At 62.4% G+C, this 16,445-nt stretch carries 11 protein-coding genes; 8 read left to right on the forward strand and 3 right to left on the reverse strand.

Going from position 1 to position 16,445, the window contains the following annotated elements; all coding sequences use genetic code 11:
• Positions 1-53: 53 nt before the first annotated feature.
• From E2A64_RS08920 to E2A64_RS08935, 4 genes are all read left to right on the forward strand, one after another.
• Complete coding sequence (locus E2A64_RS08920; RefSeq protein WP_133284006.1) at positions 54-887, forward strand: PopZ family protein; 834 nt, start codon at positions 54-56, stop codon at positions 885-887.
• 201 nt (positions 888-1,088) lie between these two features.
• Positions 1,089-3,956, forward strand: a complete 2,868-nt coding sequence (locus E2A64_RS08925) for a valine--tRNA ligase (protein WP_133284007.1) — start codon at positions 1,089-1,091, stop codon at positions 3,954-3,956.
• 319 nt (positions 3,957-4,275) lie between these two features.
• Complete coding sequence (locus tag E2A64_RS08930; protein WP_133284008.1) at positions 4,276-5,502, forward strand: OmpP1/FadL family transporter; 1,227 nt, start codon at positions 4,276-4,278, stop codon at positions 5,500-5,502.
• Between the two features lie 586 nt (positions 5,503-6,088).
• On the forward strand, positions 6,089-6,880 hold the full coding sequence (locus tag E2A64_RS08935) for a tetratricopeptide repeat protein (RefSeq protein WP_133284332.1): 792 nt from the start codon (positions 6,089-6,091) through the stop codon (positions 6,878-6,880).
• An 81-nt stretch (positions 6,881-6,961) separates the two neighbouring features.
• On the opposite strand, the gene E2A64_RS08940 is transcribed toward E2A64_RS08935, so the two are convergent.
• From E2A64_RS08940 to E2A64_RS08950, 3 genes are all read right to left on the reverse strand, one after another.
• Positions 6,962-7,219, reverse strand: a complete 258-nt coding sequence (locus tag E2A64_RS08940; protein WP_133284009.1) for a hypothetical protein — start codon at positions 7,217-7,219, stop codon at positions 6,962-6,964.
• 86 nt (positions 7,220-7,305) lie between these two features.
• Positions 7,306-8,088 carry an exodeoxyribonuclease III gene (gene xth, locus E2A64_RS08945; protein ID WP_133284010.1) on the reverse strand — a complete coding sequence of 261 codons (783 nt, stop codon included), beginning with the start codon at positions 8,086-8,088 and terminating at the stop codon, positions 7,306-7,308.
• A 24-nt stretch (positions 8,089-8,112) separates the two neighbouring features.
• Positions 8,113-8,448 carry a HesB/IscA family protein gene (locus E2A64_RS08950; RefSeq protein ID WP_133284011.1) on the reverse strand — a complete coding sequence of 112 codons (336 nt, stop codon included), beginning with the start codon at positions 8,446-8,448 and terminating at the stop codon, positions 8,113-8,115.
• Positions 8,449-8,622: 174 nt separating this feature from the next.
• On the opposite strand from E2A64_RS08950, the gene E2A64_RS08955 reads away from it, so the two are divergent.
• The 4 genes from E2A64_RS08955 (at position 8,623) to nagZ (ending at position 16,437) form a co-directional block, all read left to right on the forward strand.
• The gene (locus E2A64_RS08955) at positions 8,623-9,843 is read left to right on the forward strand and encodes a deoxyguanosinetriphosphate triphosphohydrolase (protein WP_133284012.1); all 1,221 of its coding nucleotides are present in this window, start codon (positions 8,623-8,625) and stop codon (positions 9,841-9,843) included.
• A 66-nt stretch (positions 9,844-9,909) separates the two neighbouring features.
• A complete protein-coding gene (gene argS / locus E2A64_RS08960; protein ID WP_133284013.1) occupies positions 9,910-11,670 on the forward strand; it encodes an arginine--tRNA ligase in 1,761 nt (586 codons plus the stop codon).
• A gap of 59 nt (positions 11,671-11,729) precedes the next feature.
• Positions 11,730-15,305, forward strand: a complete 3,576-nt coding sequence (locus tag E2A64_RS08965) for an SPOR domain-containing protein (RefSeq protein ID WP_133284014.1) — start codon at positions 11,730-11,732, stop codon at positions 15,303-15,305.
• Positions 15,306-15,411: 106 nt separating this feature from the next.
• Entirely contained in the window at positions 15,412-16,437 is a 1,026-nt protein-coding gene (gene nagZ, locus E2A64_RS08970; protein WP_133284015.1) for a beta-N-acetylhexosaminidase, read from the forward strand.
• The last annotated feature ends 8 nt before the right edge of the window (positions 16,438-16,445 follow it).

Raw genomic sequence — 16,445 nt, forward strand, 5'->3', positions numbered from 1 at the left:
TTGAGTGATTCGGGGCCGCTGCGTGCGAACCCGTGGCGTAACGGAGAGTAGGCATGGCACAGGCCGCACAGCGCGAACCTTCGATGGAAGAAATCCTCGCTTCCATCCGCAAGATTATCGAGAATAACGACAGCGACCGGCCGGAAGCTGCCGTTGAACGGCCCGAGCCGAGCATGGCGCAAGCCGCGCCTTCCCCTGCGCCAGCATCTGCACCTGTGCCGCGGCATTCCGCGCCCGCTTCCTTTCAATCCTCTCCGGCTGCCGCTCCCATGCAAAGGGCGGAGGCCGCCGGTTCCGACTCGTCCTCGGTTTCGCTTGCCGACATCGCGGCGCGGATGCGCACCGACAAGTCTTCTGCGATCGGCAGGGTGCCGAACGAGCCCGCCGTCGCTGAGATGGAAGAGGCGCTCGACGACGAAACTGTCGAGACCGGCATGCGCCACGAGGTCAACGCCGAAGACGGTCTGGAAGAAGTCGCGCGTGCCATTGCATCCATGACACCGGAACTCGCGCAGGAAATGGCCGCAGCTTCGGAACGGGCAACCGAGCCGCGGTTCCGCGACGATGGCGCCAAGGCTGAAAGCGCGCAATCCGACGAGCCGCGCGCCGAACAGTGGGCAAAGTCCGAAACGCCCGCAGCCCGGCCGAATGGCGCGGCCTCGGGTCTTGGCCAGCTCATTTCGATGGAAGCCGGGCAGAAGGTCGCCCGCTCCTTCGCCGATCTCGATGCGGCGATCACCGCGGGCTCGCAGCGCAGCTTCGACGAAATCGCCGAGGAATTGCTGCGTCCGATGCTCCAGACCTGGCTCGACGACAATCTTCCGACGCTCGTCGAGCGGCTGGTACGCGAAGAGATCGAGCGCGTTTCACGCGGCACGCGCGGCTAGAATGCAAGTCTTTGCATGAGGGAGCTGCCGGAACGAGGGCGGCACCTTTCGTGTTATATCAAGGCCGCAGTCGACCCGGCGCAGCTTGCCGGACGTCGACTGCGGCTTTTGCTCGTGTTGACACCGCTTTGACCATCCGGTTTACACGAACGCCTATTCGGGGCGCATGCGCCTCCCACCATCGATCGGATATTCGTCGACATGCTTGAGAAAACCTATGACGCAGCGGCCGTCGAGCCGCAGATCGCCCGCAAATGGGCTGAAGCGGATGCGTTCCGCGCCGGTGCCGGTGCGAAGGAAGGGGCCGATCCCTACACGATCGTGATCCCGCCGCCCAACGTCACCGGTTCGCTGCACATGGGCCACGCGCTCAACAACACGATCCAGGACATCCTGATCCGCTTCGAACGCATGCGCGGCAAGAACGTCTTGTGGCAGCCGGGCATGGATCATGCCGGCATTGCCACGCAGATGGTCGTCGAGCGGCAGCTGGCTCAGCGCCAGGAGCCCGATCGCCACGCGATGGGGCGCGAGCGTTTCGTCGAGCGCATCTGGGAGTGGAAGGACGAATCCGGCGGCATGATCTTCAACCAGCTCAAGCGGCTGGGGGCATCGTGCGACTGGTCGCGCGAGCGCTTTACCATGGATGACGGCCTGTCGAAGGCGGTTCGCGAGGTCTTCGTCAAGCTGTACAAGGACGGACTGATCTACAAGGACAAGCGGCTGGTCAACTGGGATCCCGCGCTTCTGACCGCGATCTCCGATCTCGAGGTCGAGCAGGTCGAGGTGAAGGGCAATCTCTGGCACTTCCGCTATCCGCTGGCCGACGATCTGACCTACGAGCATCCCTATAATCTGGACAAGGAAGGCAACAAGATCGCCTGGAAGCCCTCGGATGGCGATCCCGCGGGCTACGAGACGCGAGACTATCTGGTCGTTGCCACCACCCGGCCGGAGACCATGCTGGGCGACACCGGCGTCGCTGTCCACCCGGATGATCCGCGCTACCAGTCGCTGATCGGCAAGGATGTCATCCTGCCGCTCGTCGGCCGCCGCATCCCGATCGTCGGCGACGAGTATCCGGACATGGAAGCCGGTACCGGCGCGGTGAAGATGACGCCCGCACACGATTTCAACGATTTCGACGTCGGCAAGCGGACCGGTCTGAAGGCGATCAACATCCTTACCGTCAAGGGCGATGTCACCCTCAAGGACAACGAGGATTTTCTCGACGGGCTGACCCAGCAAGGCAAGCTGCTCGAGATACTCGAGGAACTTGATGGCATGGAGCGTTTCGCGGCGCGCAAGGCGATCGTCGAGAAGATGGATGAGATTGGTTGCCTGGCGGAAATCGAGCCGCATACCCACATGGTCCCGCACGGCGACCGGGGCGGTGTGCCGATCGAGCCTTATCTCACCGACCAGTGGTATGTGGATGCCAAGACGCTGGCCGCGCCGGCGATCGAGAGCGTGCGCGAGGGACGGACCGAGTTCGTTCCGAAGAACTGGGAAAAGACCTATTTCGAATGGATGGAAAACATCCAGCCCTGGTGCATCTCCCGGCAGCTCTGGTGGGGCCACCAGATCCCGGCCTGGTACGGCCCGGACGGCCAGGTCTTCGTCGAGAAGGACGAGGAAGACGCGCTTCAGGCCGCCATCCAGCACTACATCGCCCATGAGGGCCCCTGGAAGGCCTGGGTCGAGGAGAAGCTCGAGAACTACAAGCCGGGCGAGATTCTCACCCGCGACGAGGACGTGCTCGACACCTGGTTCTCCTCAGCGCTGTGGCCGTTCTCCACGCTCGGCTGGCCCGATCAGACCGAGGCGCTGAAAACCTATTACCCGACCAGCGTTCTGGTCACCGGTTTCGACATCATCTTCTTCTGGGTGGCCAGGATGATGATGATGGGGCTCCACTTCATGAAGGACGATTACGGTCGCCCGGTCGAGCCCTTCAAGACCGTCTATGTTCATGCGCTGGTGCGCGACAAGCACGGCGCCAAGATGTCGAAGTCGAAGGGCAACGTCATCGATCCGCTGGAGCTGATGGACGAATACGGCGCCGACGCGCTGCGTTTCACCCTGGCCATCATGGCCGCGCAGGGCAGGGACGTGAAGCTCGACCCGAGCCGTGTCGCCGGCTACCGCAACTTCGGCACCAAGCTTTGGAACGCGACCCGTTTCGCCGACATGAACGGAGCCGCGCTCGACCCGGGTTTCGATGCGGCCGGCTGCAAGATGCAGATCAACCGCTGGATCCTGACCGAACTGGCGCGCACCACCGCTGATGTGACCGAAGGGATCGAGGCCTATCGTTTCAACGAGGCGGCGGGCGCGCTCTACCGCTTCGTCTGGAACCAGGTCTGCGACTGGTATCTCGAGCTGCTCAAGCCTGTTTTCGCCGACGGCACGCCGGAAGAGCAGGCCGAGGCGCGGGCGTGCGCGGCCCATGTGATCGCCGAGAGCTGCAAGCTGCTTCAGCCCTTCATGCCGTTCATGACCCAGGAACTCTGGGACCACCTGACGGAGGGCAAGGACGTTGAACTCCTGTGCCACGCCGCTTGGCCGCAGGCCGATTTCAGCGACAAGGCGGCGGCAGAGGAGATCAACTGGCTGATCGAGCTCGTCAGCGGAATTCGCTCCGTCCGGGCCGAGATGAACGTACCGGCGGGCGCCATGGCACCCCTGGTTCTGGTGGGCGCCGATTCGGAGACGGACAGGCGTTTCGCGACGCACGACGCCGCTATCCGTCGCCTGGCGCGGGTGAGCGACCTTTCGAAGGCCGACGAAGCCCCGCGCGGTGCCGCACAGCTCGTCATCGGCTCTCTGACCGTGTGCCTGCCGCTTGGCGACCTGATCGATCTCGAGGCCGAGGAAAAGCGCCTGGCGAAGTCGCTCGGAAAGATCGAGGACGATATCGGGCGTATCGTCAAAAAGCTCGACAACGAGAAATTCGTCGCCAATGCCAAGCCCGAAGTGGTGGAGGCCGAGCGCGAGAAGCTCGTCGAACTGGAAACCGAGAAGGCGCAGGTGGCGCAGGCGCTGGAGCGGGTGCGCGACGCCGGCTGACCGATTCGAGAAGCTGTAAAACCCGATGCCCGGGCGCCCGATAAGGCGTTCCGGGCATTTCATTCGCGAAATCATCGATATGTGACGCTTTTGCAACAAATGACCGTTTGGGCCGGAAAATGGGGCAATTTGGACAATTTTTTGGCAATTTGAAGCAAAAATCCTTCCGCACCACGAAGGAAAGCCCCGCAAAAGAATAATGTCGTCTGCTGGGCCAGTCTTGCCGATGGAAAGCCCGGCTTTTCCCTGTCGACAGCAAATGTTAAAAACTGACCTATGCCTTAGACAGGTAAACTTGTTACCGGGAGGGGAGTTTCTAATGGTATTCAAGCCTGAAAAACTGGTCGGCGCCGCACTCGTCGCATCGCTGGCTGCGGCAGGCGCCGCGCAGGCGGGTGGCCTGGAGCGTGGTGGATATAACGTCGATCTTCTGTTCGATTCATCGCGTTTCACGACCGAAGCCGGTGTCACCTACGTCATGCCGGAGCGTGATCTGAACAATGTCACGGACTTGAACCCGGCCGATGGCGGCGGGGTCGGTCCGACTGATGGCGTTCGCGATACGTCGTCCTATGCCATTCCGCGCGTAGGCGCGAAAGTCGGCATCGGCGAGGCGGTCGACTGCATGGCCGACTACAGCCAGCCCTTCGGCGCGCATTCCAATCCGGGATCGAACTGGGCCGGTGCGAACTCGAACATCGAGACCAAGATCGACTCTGACAACTACGCGGCGACCTGCTCTTACAAGTTTCAGGCGGGCAAGGGACAGTTCCGCATCATCGGCGGCGTGTCCTACCTTGAAATCGGAGGGTTCAAGGAGCGTCTGGTTCTGGGGATTCCGCTTCCCGGCAACGGCACAGGCGTCGGCCGCGTGGATCTCGATGCGTCCGGCGTGGGCTGGCGCGCGGGTGTCGCCTACGAAATGCCGGAAATCGCTCTGCGCGTCAGCGCGATGTACTACTCCGAAGTCGAGCTTGACAACCTCTCGGGTTCGTTGGACCTGACCGAGGTCTCGCCCCTGATACCGGGCGGACTCGGCGGCGCGACCACGCCGATTTTCGGTTCGACCACGATGCCGCAGTCTTTCGAGCTCAAGGTCCAGTCCGGTATCGCACCCGGGTGGCTGGCTTTCGGTTCCGTCAAGTGGGTGGACTGGAGCGTGATGCAGAGCATTGCGCTTTGCCCGACCTTCACGTCCGGTGTTGCCTGCACTTCCGGCGGGCCGACCGAGGCAACCTCTCTTGATCTCTATTACCGCGACGGCTGGACCGTGACTGGCGGCGTGGGCCACAAGTTCACCGACACCATCTCCGGTCTCGTGGCGGTGAGCTGGGATCGTGGCACTTCCACGTTCCTGGGAACCCAGTCCGATACCTGGACCTTCGCAGCAGGCGCGTCCTTCACGCCGAGCGAGAATGTCGAGATCCGCCTGGGCGGTGCACTCGGTGTCCTGACCTCCGGTTCGTCGATCGACGAACATATCAGCTATGACTACGGCAACGACCTTGTCAGCGCCGTATCGGGTGCGATCAAGGTCAAGTTCTGATTGTAGTTTGAGACTGCAGATTTCCCGGAAAGCCCCGCCATCGGCGGGGCTTTTTCGTTTTGCCCTTCGCGGGCCGGCCCTGAGGGGAACGCGAGGTCATCACGCAATGTGACGGATTCGCAACACACATTTCACATCTCGTCTGCTATGAATTCGGGGGACGGGGAAGTGCCCATTTTGCGCCACAAACCGGGCGCATCGCATGGATGCCTGCTGAAGCCAGGGGGGTGGAGGCAGGACGTGTTGAGGGGCCGGAAGGACTTTCGCTCAGCACGCGGGAACGCGCCGCCGTATCATTGCGGTCGATGCGGAACCGACGCCGTCAGGCAGCTACGCTCCATTGCGGTCACAAACCGCTCATATATGGAAGTGTAATATGAACATCTCGGTTCGAGGCCATGTGGCCCGATCGAGGGGGATGTCTCGGAGGCAGGGGTGCTTTCGAGGCGAAAGGTGGAAAATTCGCAAGGCGCATGTGTCGCCAGCGGAGTTTTGGTGGATTTGCCCAGTGGGCGGCATCGGCGCAATTGTTGCGATCGGCCGCCGGGCACGAAAGAGACGCAGTGACATGCTGACATCGAAACGAATGGGGAAAACATCGGGCATAGGTCTGGCGGCGGCGCTCGCCCTGGCGGTCGCCGGCTATGCCGCGCCGGCCTCGGCCTTCGATCCCGACAGCGGCGTTTCTGAAAATTCCGGTCCCTTCGCTCTCTTCAAGTTCGGTTTCTCGGCCTACAAGAAGGGCCGCAAGGACGAGGCCGTCGAGGCCTACCGCTACGCCGCGGAGAAGGGCCATCGCGGAGCACGCTGGGCCCTTGCCAACATGTATGCCTATGGCGACGGTGTGGTCGAAAACGACTATGAGGCCTTCAAGATCTATGACGAGATCGCGCGCCAGGGGGTCGAGCCCGGCTCGCCCGATACCGGCTATTTCGTCAACGCGCTCGTTTCCCTGGCCCATTACTACCAGAACGGCATTCCCGACAGCCCGATCAAGCCCGACATGGGCGCTGCCCGCCAGCTCTATTTCCAGGCAGCCTCCGCCTTCGGCATGCCCGAGGCGCAGTATCGTCTCGGACGCATGATTCTCGACGGGCAGGGCGGCGAGAACAACCTTCAGCAGGCCAAGAAGTGGCTCAACCGTGCGCGGCTCAATGGCCATGCCGCCGCCGCCGCCGTTCTCGGAAACCTGATCTTCCAGGAAGGTGAGGCGGTTCGCGGCCTGGCCTTCATGACAGCGGCACTGGAACGTTCGGGCACCCAGGACAAGCTCTGGATCCGCGATATGCAGGAACAGGCCTTCCTGCTCTCCGACGAGAACGATCGCCGCACCGCCATAGCGCTCGCACAGGACATGCTGGCCAAGGGGCTCAACTGATCCTGTTTTCCTCACGCGTCGCATGAGGAAATCCTTGGATGATATTGATATCGCTAAATATTGATTTAGTTATATTGAACGTCAGCCGGTGCGGAACGACTGATGGCGCGCGGGTTCAGGCAGGCAAAGCCCGGCCGAAGGGCATCCGTCCCCCAGCTTTCGCCAGCTCGTATTGTTGAGAACCCTTTCGCAGCGGGCGAGATAGCGAACGGACGGGCTGACTTCCAGGCAGATGACCGTTCCAAGATCGACGCGCTGTCCCTTGGTCACGCACTGGCATTCCGCAGCCGAAACGGGGCTGGCGCCGGATAGCAGCGCGAGCACAGCGAATGCATTCACAAAAGGCATTCCTCTCAAGGCCGTCATGACGTGAAGTCTGCGACCGGAAATGCGTTTTGGCAAGCGGTCTGTGGAGCAGGCGCCCCCTAGACGTCGAGCTCGACGATCACCGGAACGTGGTCCGAAGGCTTTTCCCAGGCGCGGACATGCGGCTCGACATAGGCAGATTTCAATCGGCTCGCGGCTTCCGGCGACAGCATCAGATGGTCGATGCGGATGCCGTTGTTCTTCTGCCAGGCGCCGGCCTGATAGTCCCAGAACGTATAGGTTTCAGCCTTGTCGTTGACCGAGCGCAGCGCATCGGTGAAGCCGAGATTTTCGAGCTTGCGGAAGGCGGCGCGCGTCTGCGGCAGGAACAGCGCATCGCCCTCCCAGACCTTCGGGTCGTGGCAGTCGACGGGCTCGGGAATGACGTTGTAGTCGCCGGCCAGCACCAGCGGCTCCTCGAGCGCCAGACGATCCTCGGCGAAGCGTTGCAGACGTTCCATCCATCTGAGCTTGTAGGGGTATTTCTCCGAGTCCACCGGATTGCCGTTCGGCAGGTAGAGGCAGCAAATCCGCACCACGCCTTTTTCGGTCGAAAACACGGCTTCGATGAAACGCGACTGCTCGTCGCCGTCATCTCCGGGCAGGCCGCGATTGACTTCGTCGGGGGTCTTCTTGGAGAGGATCGCCACCCCGTTGAAACCCTTCTGTCCGTGGGTCTCGACGTGATAGCCCAGTTCTTCCAGGCGCTCGCGCGGCACACCCTCGTCGATCGATTTGAGTTCCTGCAGGCAGGCGACGTCGGGATCGCATTCCTTCAGCCAGGCGACCAGATTTTCGATGCGCGCCTTGACGCCGTTGATGTTCCAGGTGGCGATCTTCATGCGCGTAAGGTTCTTTCGGTCTGCTCAGATGGCAAAGGAGGTGCCGCAGCCGCAGGAGGCGACCGCATTCGGATTGTTGATCTGGAAGGACTGGCCCATCAGGTTGTCGACGAAATCGATCTCGGAGCCCTGCATGTAGATCAGCGACATCTGGTCGATGATCACGCGCGCCTGGCCCTTTTCAAGCACGAGGTCGTCGCCGATGGGATCGTCGGTGAGATCGAACTTGTAGGAAAAGCCCGAACATCCGCCGCCTTCTACGGAGACGCGCAGCGCCGACTTGCCGACTTCCGCGGCGAGGATGTCGCCGATGCGCCGTGCGGCTGCTTCTGTGATGGTAACTGGGTTTGCTTCGCTCATTGTCCGCTCCTTGCCGGGGTCAAGATCCGGAGAGTCGTCTTTGAAATGTCGTTGCCCATAGGTATGAAGGCTTGCAACGGGCGTCAATGGGTGCCGGCGGACGGCCGGCACGACGATTGCGGATCGATGCGACGAAACGGGCGGGGGCGCCCATGGAATACCGGGCAGGCGACTATGGAATTCGACGGGACAAAACTGGGATTCGGGACGGGTGCACTCGCGCCCTATGCATCGGACGCGTGGGCGAGCCGCGGCCGCCTCTATCGCGAATCGCGCAGTGCCACCCGGTCGGAATTCCAGCGCGACCGCGACCGCATCGTCCATTCGACGGCTTTCCGCCGCCTCAAGCACAAGACCCAGGTCTTCGTCGCCCACGAGGGCGATCATTACCGCACGCGACTCACCCATACGATCGAGGTGGCGCAGATTGCCCGGGCGCTCGCGCGCGCGCTGAAAGCCGACGAGGATCTCGCCGAAGGCGTGGCGCTCGTCCATGATTTCGGCCACACCCCTTTCGGCCATACGGGCGAAGACGCGCTCGACGCACTGATGAAGGATCATGGCGGCTTCGACCACAATGCGCAGTCGCTGGCGATCGTCACGCGGCTTGAGGCGCGTTACGCCGAATTCGACGGGCTCAATCTCACCTGGGAAACCCTCGAGGGACTGGTCAAGCACAACGGACCGCTGACCGATCGCGAGGGCAATTCGCTCGGAACCAAGCCCGTCGCCGAACAGATCCGTCATTACAACGAGTTGCACGATCTCTGGCTGTGGAGCCATGCGAGCCTTGAGGCCCAGGCCGCCGCCATCGCCGACGATATCGCCTATAATACCCACGACATCGACGACGGGCTGCGCTCGGGACTGATCACGGTCGATATGCTGGAAGACCTGCCGCTGATCTCCGGCTTTATCCGGGAGGTTCGTGACCGCTATCCCGACATCGAGGAAGTCAGGCTCGTTCATGAGATCACCCGCCGCCAGATCACCGCGATGGTCGAGGATGTGATCGGCATGGCCCAGCGAAACCTCGCCGAGATCAGGCCCGGGAGCGCGGACGACGTCAGGCTGGCTGGGCGGCCGATCGTCACCTTCAGTTCCCGGATGGCCCAATGGGAGAGCGAGATCAAATCCTTTCTCTTTGCCAATCTCTACCGCCACCCGACGGTCATGAGGGTGCGTGAGGATGCGGCGAGGATCGTCGACGATCTTTTCCATGCCTATATGGAGCAGCCGTCACTGATCGGAGAGGCGCGCTGGCGCGACCTTCTGGCCGAGCTGCCGAAGGAGAAGCTGGTCCGCTATGTCCGCGATTATATAGCCGGGATGACCGATACCTATGCCATGAGCGCGCATAGGCGCTTGTTTGACCGCTCACCGGATTTGAGCTAGGCAGCGCCCGAACCGGCCCGGTTTCCGGGCGATCCATCCAGATCATTGCAGTAAAGTCGACGTACCATGAACCTGTTCAAGGATTTCGAGAAGAGAATTAGCGACGCCGTGATGGCGCTCGACATCGTCCGCGACAGCGGCGAACAGGTCCAGCTCGACCGCATGACCGTGGAGCCGCCGCGCGATCCCGCCCATGGCGATATTTCGACCAATGCGGCAATGGTGCTGGCCAAGCCCCTGAAGTCGAACCCGCGCGCGCTTGCCGACGCGCTGGCCGCGGCCTTCGCGGACGATCCCGATGTCGCCGAAACCTCGGTTGCCGGTCCCGGCTTTCTCAATTTCCGCCTCTCCGTTGCCTATTGGCAGAAAGTGCTCAAGGATATTTCGGCCAAGGGGCTCGACTACGGTCGGTCGGATATCGGCGCGGGAAAGAAGATCAACGTCGAATATGTTTCGGCCAACCCGACAGGCCCGATGCATGTCGGCCATTGCCGTGGCGCGGTGGTGGGCGACGCGCTTGCCAACCTGCTCGCCTTCGCCGGTTACGAGGTCGACAAGGAATACTACATCAACGATGCCGGCGTGCAGATCGAGGTTCTGGCCAATTCCGCCTTCCTTCGCTACCGCGAGGCGCTTGGCGAGGATATCGGCGCCATACCGGAGGGGCTGTATCCCGGTGACTACCTCAAGCCCGTCGGCAAGGCACTGGCTGCAAGTTACGGCACGAAGCTCCTTGAAATGCCCGAAGACCAGTGGATGCCGCTCGTCAAGGAACGGACCATCGAGCTCATGATGGGGATCATCCGCGAGGATCTGGCCGCGCTCAACATTCACCACGACGTCTTCTATTCCGAGCGCACGCTGCATGCCGACGGCGCCAAGGCGATCCGTCACGCGATCAACGAGTTGACCTACAAGGGGCATGTCTACAAGGGCAAGCTGCCGCCGCCCAAGGGCCAGCTGCCGGAAGACTGGGAAGATCGCGAGCAGACGCTTTTCCGCTCGACCGAGGTGGGGGACGACATCGATCGGCCGCTGATCAAGTCGGATGGCGACTATACCTATTTCGCAGCCGACGTGGCCTATTTCTACGACAAGTTCGAGCGCGGCTACGACGAGATGATCTATGTGCTCGGCGCCGATCACGGCGGCTACGTCAAGCGGCTCGAAGCTGTCGCTCGCGCCGTGTCCGGCGGCTCGGTCAAGCTCACCGTCTTGCTCTGCCAGCTCGTCAAGCTCTTCCGCAACGGCGAGCCCGTCCGCATGTCCAAGCGGGCAGGGGAATTCGTCACGCTCCGCGACGTGGTCGACGAAGTGGGACGCGATTCAGTGCGTTTCATGATGCTTTTCCGCAAGAGCTCCGAGCCGCTCGATTTCGACTTTGCGAAGGTTACCGAGCAGTCCAAGGACAATCCGGTCTTCTACGTGCAATATGCCCATGCCCGGTGCCGTTCGGTCTTCCGCCAGGCTGCCGAAGCCTTCCCGGATGTCGATCTTTCCGACGAGGCGCTTTCCAAGCTGGACGTATCCGCATTGCGCGACGAGAGCGAACTCGCGCTCATCGGCAAGCTGGCCGAATTTCCGCGCGTCATCGAGGCCGCGACACGTGGCCAGGAGCCGCATCGCGTGGCGTTTTACCTCTACGATCTCGCAAGTTCTTTCCATGCGCAGTGGAACAAGGGCCGCGAAAACCCGGAATTACGGTTTATTAACGATAAAAACCGAGAATCCAGCCTAGCCAGAATGGGGTTGGTCTATGCCGTCGCCTGCGTGCTGAAGTCCGGATTGCAGATAACCGGTACCGACGCACCAGAGGAAATGCGGTAACGCCACCATTTACCCACATTGCTCTGGCAGTAACGCCTAAGTCGAGTATGTGAGTTAATATGGCTGATCAGTATAACGACAAGACCGGAAGCGCCGGAAGCGTGATCGACGATGACGATCCTCTTGCGGAACTGGCGCGGATCATCGGTTATGACCGGCCCGCCGAAGCAAAGCCTCAGGCTGATGCTGCCGGCGCGACGACTCACGTCGATCCGGACGAGATCGATCTCGAGGCGGAACTCCTCCGCGAACTCGAGACCTCCTACGAGGAAACCGTCTCCGCTGAGGCCGTTGCGGCCCCCGAGCCCGCAATAGAGCCGGCTCCCGCGCAGGCTTACGACCCATATGCCATGCCGCATCTGGAAGAGACATCGCAGTTCGAGGAGCATGTGCCCGAACCCGAGGCGGAAGATGTGTCTGCCGAGCCCGTTGCCGGCGCTCCGGAAGAGCAGCCCTTCGATCCCTTTGTCGCCGAAGCGCCGTCGATCGAGACTGACGACACGCCGTTCACGTCATTGATGGACGACGAGCTCAATCTTCCCGAGGACGAACTGTATCAGGCGCTCGAGGACGAACTGACCATCACCGCGGACGACCTCCCTGACTATGCGTCCGAAACCGAGGACCCCGAGCCGCTTGTCGCCGATTTCGGCGATGAGGAGCTGCCCGCTTCCGAGGCAGCTTTCGCGCATAACGCCGAAGAGGCCGTGGCGCCGGATGCCGGAAGCGAAGATGATGCGCCCTTTTACCCGGAAGAGCCCTATTACCCGGAAGAGGAGCTGCGTTCGGAGTTCAGCGACCCGCATGCTGTGAGCGATCCCGTTGAAGAGGCCGAGCAGGAACTTTCTGCCGAAGCACCCGATGCCGAGGATTTCGACGATGTATTCGCCGAATGGGACGCCTTCGTCGAGGCCGCGGCGACGGATGAGAATTCCGCGGATTTGGCGCAGGAGCCTGATGATCTGCAGGCCGAGCCGTCCATCGCGTGGGAGCCTGATTTGGAGCCGGAGACGGCCGACGACGCAATATCCGCGCCCGAGGCGCTTGAAATTCCGGTTTTCCCCGGTTCGTCGCCGGTCGCCGGCGAGATTGCCGATGCCTACACGGTCGAAGCATCTGCGCAGGCCGGAGCCTATGACGGCGACGACATTCTTGCCGACATTTCCCGCTTCGATCTGCCCTCACATGGGCATCCGGAATCTAAGCAGACCGATATCGCGTCCGCCGGGAGCCATCAGCTTCATCAGTCCGCGCTGGTCGATGCGCCCGAGCTCGCCGCCACGGTTGAGGCTTTTCTGGCCGAGGACGAAGCCTCGCTGGAGAATGTCGAGCCGGATACGAGCGACTTCGATCCCTTCGAGGCTGAGCTCTCCGCGGAACTCGATGACTATCGCAGCCGGCTCGAAACCGGTGAGATGACGATCGAAGACGTTCCGGCGGAGCCTGCGCTTGCGGTTGGCGAACACCCGCAGATCGAGGAGGCTTTCGACGAAAAGGTCGAGGATTTCCTCGCCGAGGAAGATTTCGATCTCGCCCTGGATGATTTCAATCCTGTCGACGACATCGAGGAAGATGCTTCGGAAACCGTGGAGGCAACGGCCGAGGAAATCGTCGCTCTCGAAGATGCCTTCGCGCCGGATGAAGCCGCCACTGCCGCCGCAATCCCTGTCGATAAGCCCGATGCCGATCCCGCCGACTTGGAGACGTCGGACGATGACATGGCGGTGGCATTCTCGCGCTTCTTCGACGAAGCCGAGGCTACACCGGCTGACGAAACACCGGCTGACGAAACACCGGACATGCCGGTCGACGAGCTTTCCGCGGACATCGCGCCGGAACCGGCACGGCCGCAATTCGGCGATTCCGAATTCGACGCCTTCTTCCCCCAGCAGCCGGTGGAACCTGTTGCTGCCGTCGCTGCCGCAGCTGCCGCGGCCTCCATCGCAACAGCGTCGCCGGCCGGGCCGGCACAGGCCGAGGAAGCCGATGACGACGACTGGCTTGCGTCCCTGGAGGCGCAGGTCGAAGAAGACGTGGCCGAGCAGGAATCAGCGACCATCCAGGCCGGTCAGGCTGACGCTGAACCCGAGGCCGCCGAGCTTCCGGAACCTGAAATGCCCTATGCCGTGGCCGCCGAAGGCCACGACATGGCTTTCGACGAGAGCGCCATTACGCCGGTCGACGAGATGCCAGGCAGCATCGGCGATCTCGAAATTCCGGACCTTCCCTCCGATCAGGCACCCGCGGAGGATGATTTCGAAACCCTGTTCGAAAGCGAACTCGATCGGGAATTCGCCGATCTGGTCGAAGGCGAGGCGCAGACCGAGGAGCCGGTTGCTGCCGATGCCGGCTGGTATGCCCCCCAGACGGAGCCTGCGGCCCAGCAGGACAATTATGACGACATGGAAAGCGACCTCGGCTTCACGGGGGCTTCCGATACCGCATATCGTCCTCACCCGCAGCCTGTGGATGCCGACATACCCTATGAGACGGTCCGGGAGCGCGAAGCCGACGATCGTCGCAAGCCGCTGATCGCCGGCGTGGTGCTCGGTGTGGCCGTGCTGCTCGGCGGTACCGCGCTCGCCTGGAACTGGATTGCAGGCGGTTCGAGTTCGGATGATGGCCCCAAGGTCATCATGGCCGACAAGGACCCGGTCAAGGTCGTGCCTGAGAATCCCGGTGGGGCCAAGGTCCCCAACCAGGACAAGGCGGTCTACGAGAAGGTCGAGGGCAATGATACAGGCGCCGCTAGCCAGCCGCGTCTGGTGGAAAGCGCGGAAGAGCCCGTCGATGTGGTTCAGCGCACGATCGATCCTGACGTGTTACCGCTTGAAGGTCGTGGCGAGGCGGAAACCGCAGCCGGTGCAACCGAGAAGGTCGAAGACCGGCTGACCGAAGGCGATACCGAATCCGCCGCCGCCGGCAGCAGTGCCGAGCAGCTTCTCTCGCCGCGCCGTGTCCGCACCATGATCGTCCGTCCTGACGGGACCATCGTGCCGCGCTCCGAGCCCCAGGCAGAGGCGGCGGAAACGCCTGCACCGGCCGCCGCATCCGTCGAAACCGTTCCGGCGACACCGGTCGCCCCCGAGGCTTCGACAACCGATGTTGCGTCCGCGGACCCGGAAATCGGCCTGTCTGCACCGGCAACGGTCACGGCTGATGGCGAGATTGCCGGGACGGCTGCCGCCGAAGGCGAAGTCGCTGCGAACCCAACGATCCCGACGCAGACCGTGACTACGGTTCCGGTTCCGACCAGCCGCCCGTCCGAGCAGCCGGTCAATGTCGTCGGACAGGTCAGCGGCAACGGCCGCGTCAGCGAAGTTGCATCGGCAGCCCCCCAGACGGCCGCACCCGCTGCGCCTGCAGCGCAGACGACGGCGGCGGCAAATCCCGGCGGCTACTACATGCAGATCGCCTCGCAGCCGAGCGCGGCGGGGGCGCAGACCTCCTACGACGATCTCTCGCGCCGCTATTCGAGCATCATCGGCGGCCGTGGCGTGGACATCAAGTCGGCCGAAATTCCCAATCGCGGCACCTATCACCGCGTCCGCATTCCGGCGGGCACCCGGGAAGAGGCCAACGCGCTGTGCGCGCGCTACAAGGCCGCAGGCGGCAGCTGTATCGTGACGCGCTGATCGCAAGCCGAAACCAACCAAAGCCGGGCAGGAGACTGTCCGGCTTTTTTGTTTGCCGACAGTCCCATCCTCTAGGGAAATATCGCCGATCCGCTATGATCGCGCCATGAGCGAATCAAAAGCAGTTATATTCGGTAGTCTCGGTCCCAGGCTCAGTGCAGAGGAGAAGGCCTTCTTCTCCGGTGAGCGGCCTTGGGGCTTCATCCTTTTTCTCCGCAACCTCGTCGAGAAGGCGCAGATTGCCGACCTGGTCGCCGAAATGCGCGATTGCGTCGGCCGGCCCGACGCGCCTGTGCTGATCGATCAGGAAGGCGGTCGCGTGCAGCGCCTGCGCCCGCCTCTGGTCCCGATCGACTATCCCTCCGGTGCGGAGCTCGGTGCGATCTACCGGCGGAACGAGGAGAGGGGGCTCTGGGCCGCCTGGGTGCTCGGCCGTCTTCATGCCTTCGATCTCGCCCCTCTCGGCATCAATGTCGACTGCCTCCCGCTGATCGACATTCCGGTCGCCGGCGCCCACGACATCATCGGCAGCCGGGCCTATGGCGATGAACCTAACATCGTCGCGGCCATGGGAACGGCGGTTGCGCGCGGTCTCAAGGCCGGTGGTCTCCTGCCGATCATCAAGCACATTCCGGGTCATGGTCGGGCCAATGCGGATTCCCACCTTGATCTTCCGGTGGTCGATACGCCCCATGCGGAACTGTCGAAAACCGACTTTGTGCCGTTCAAGCGGCTCAACAAGGAGGTCATGGCGATGACAGCGCACATCATCTATTCGGATATCGATCCGGATGAGTGCGCGACCACGTCCCGGAAGATGATTTCCGAGATCATTCGCGGCGAAATCGGTTTCGACGGGCTTTTGATGTCGGATGATGCCTCGATGAAGGCTCTTTCTGGGGATTTCGCCGACCGGACCCGAGCAATCATTTCCGCTGGTTGCGATGTGACGCTACATTGCAACGGCGACATGGACGAAATGCGTGCCATTGCCTCGGCAAGCCCTGTACTCGAGGGCGAGGCGAAACGGCGGGCAGACCGTGTGACTGCGAGCATTCAAACGCCGGACAATAGCGACGAGGCGGCATTGCGCGAGGAATTCGCGAGCCTCCTGGCAGCAGGGACGGCCTGAACGGGACG

Origin of the sequence: Pseudohoeflea suaedae (genome assembly GCF_004354915.1) — a bacterium.
Lineage (GTDB): Bacteria > Pseudomonadota > Alphaproteobacteria > Rhizobiales > Rhizobiaceae > Pseudohoeflea > Pseudohoeflea suaedae.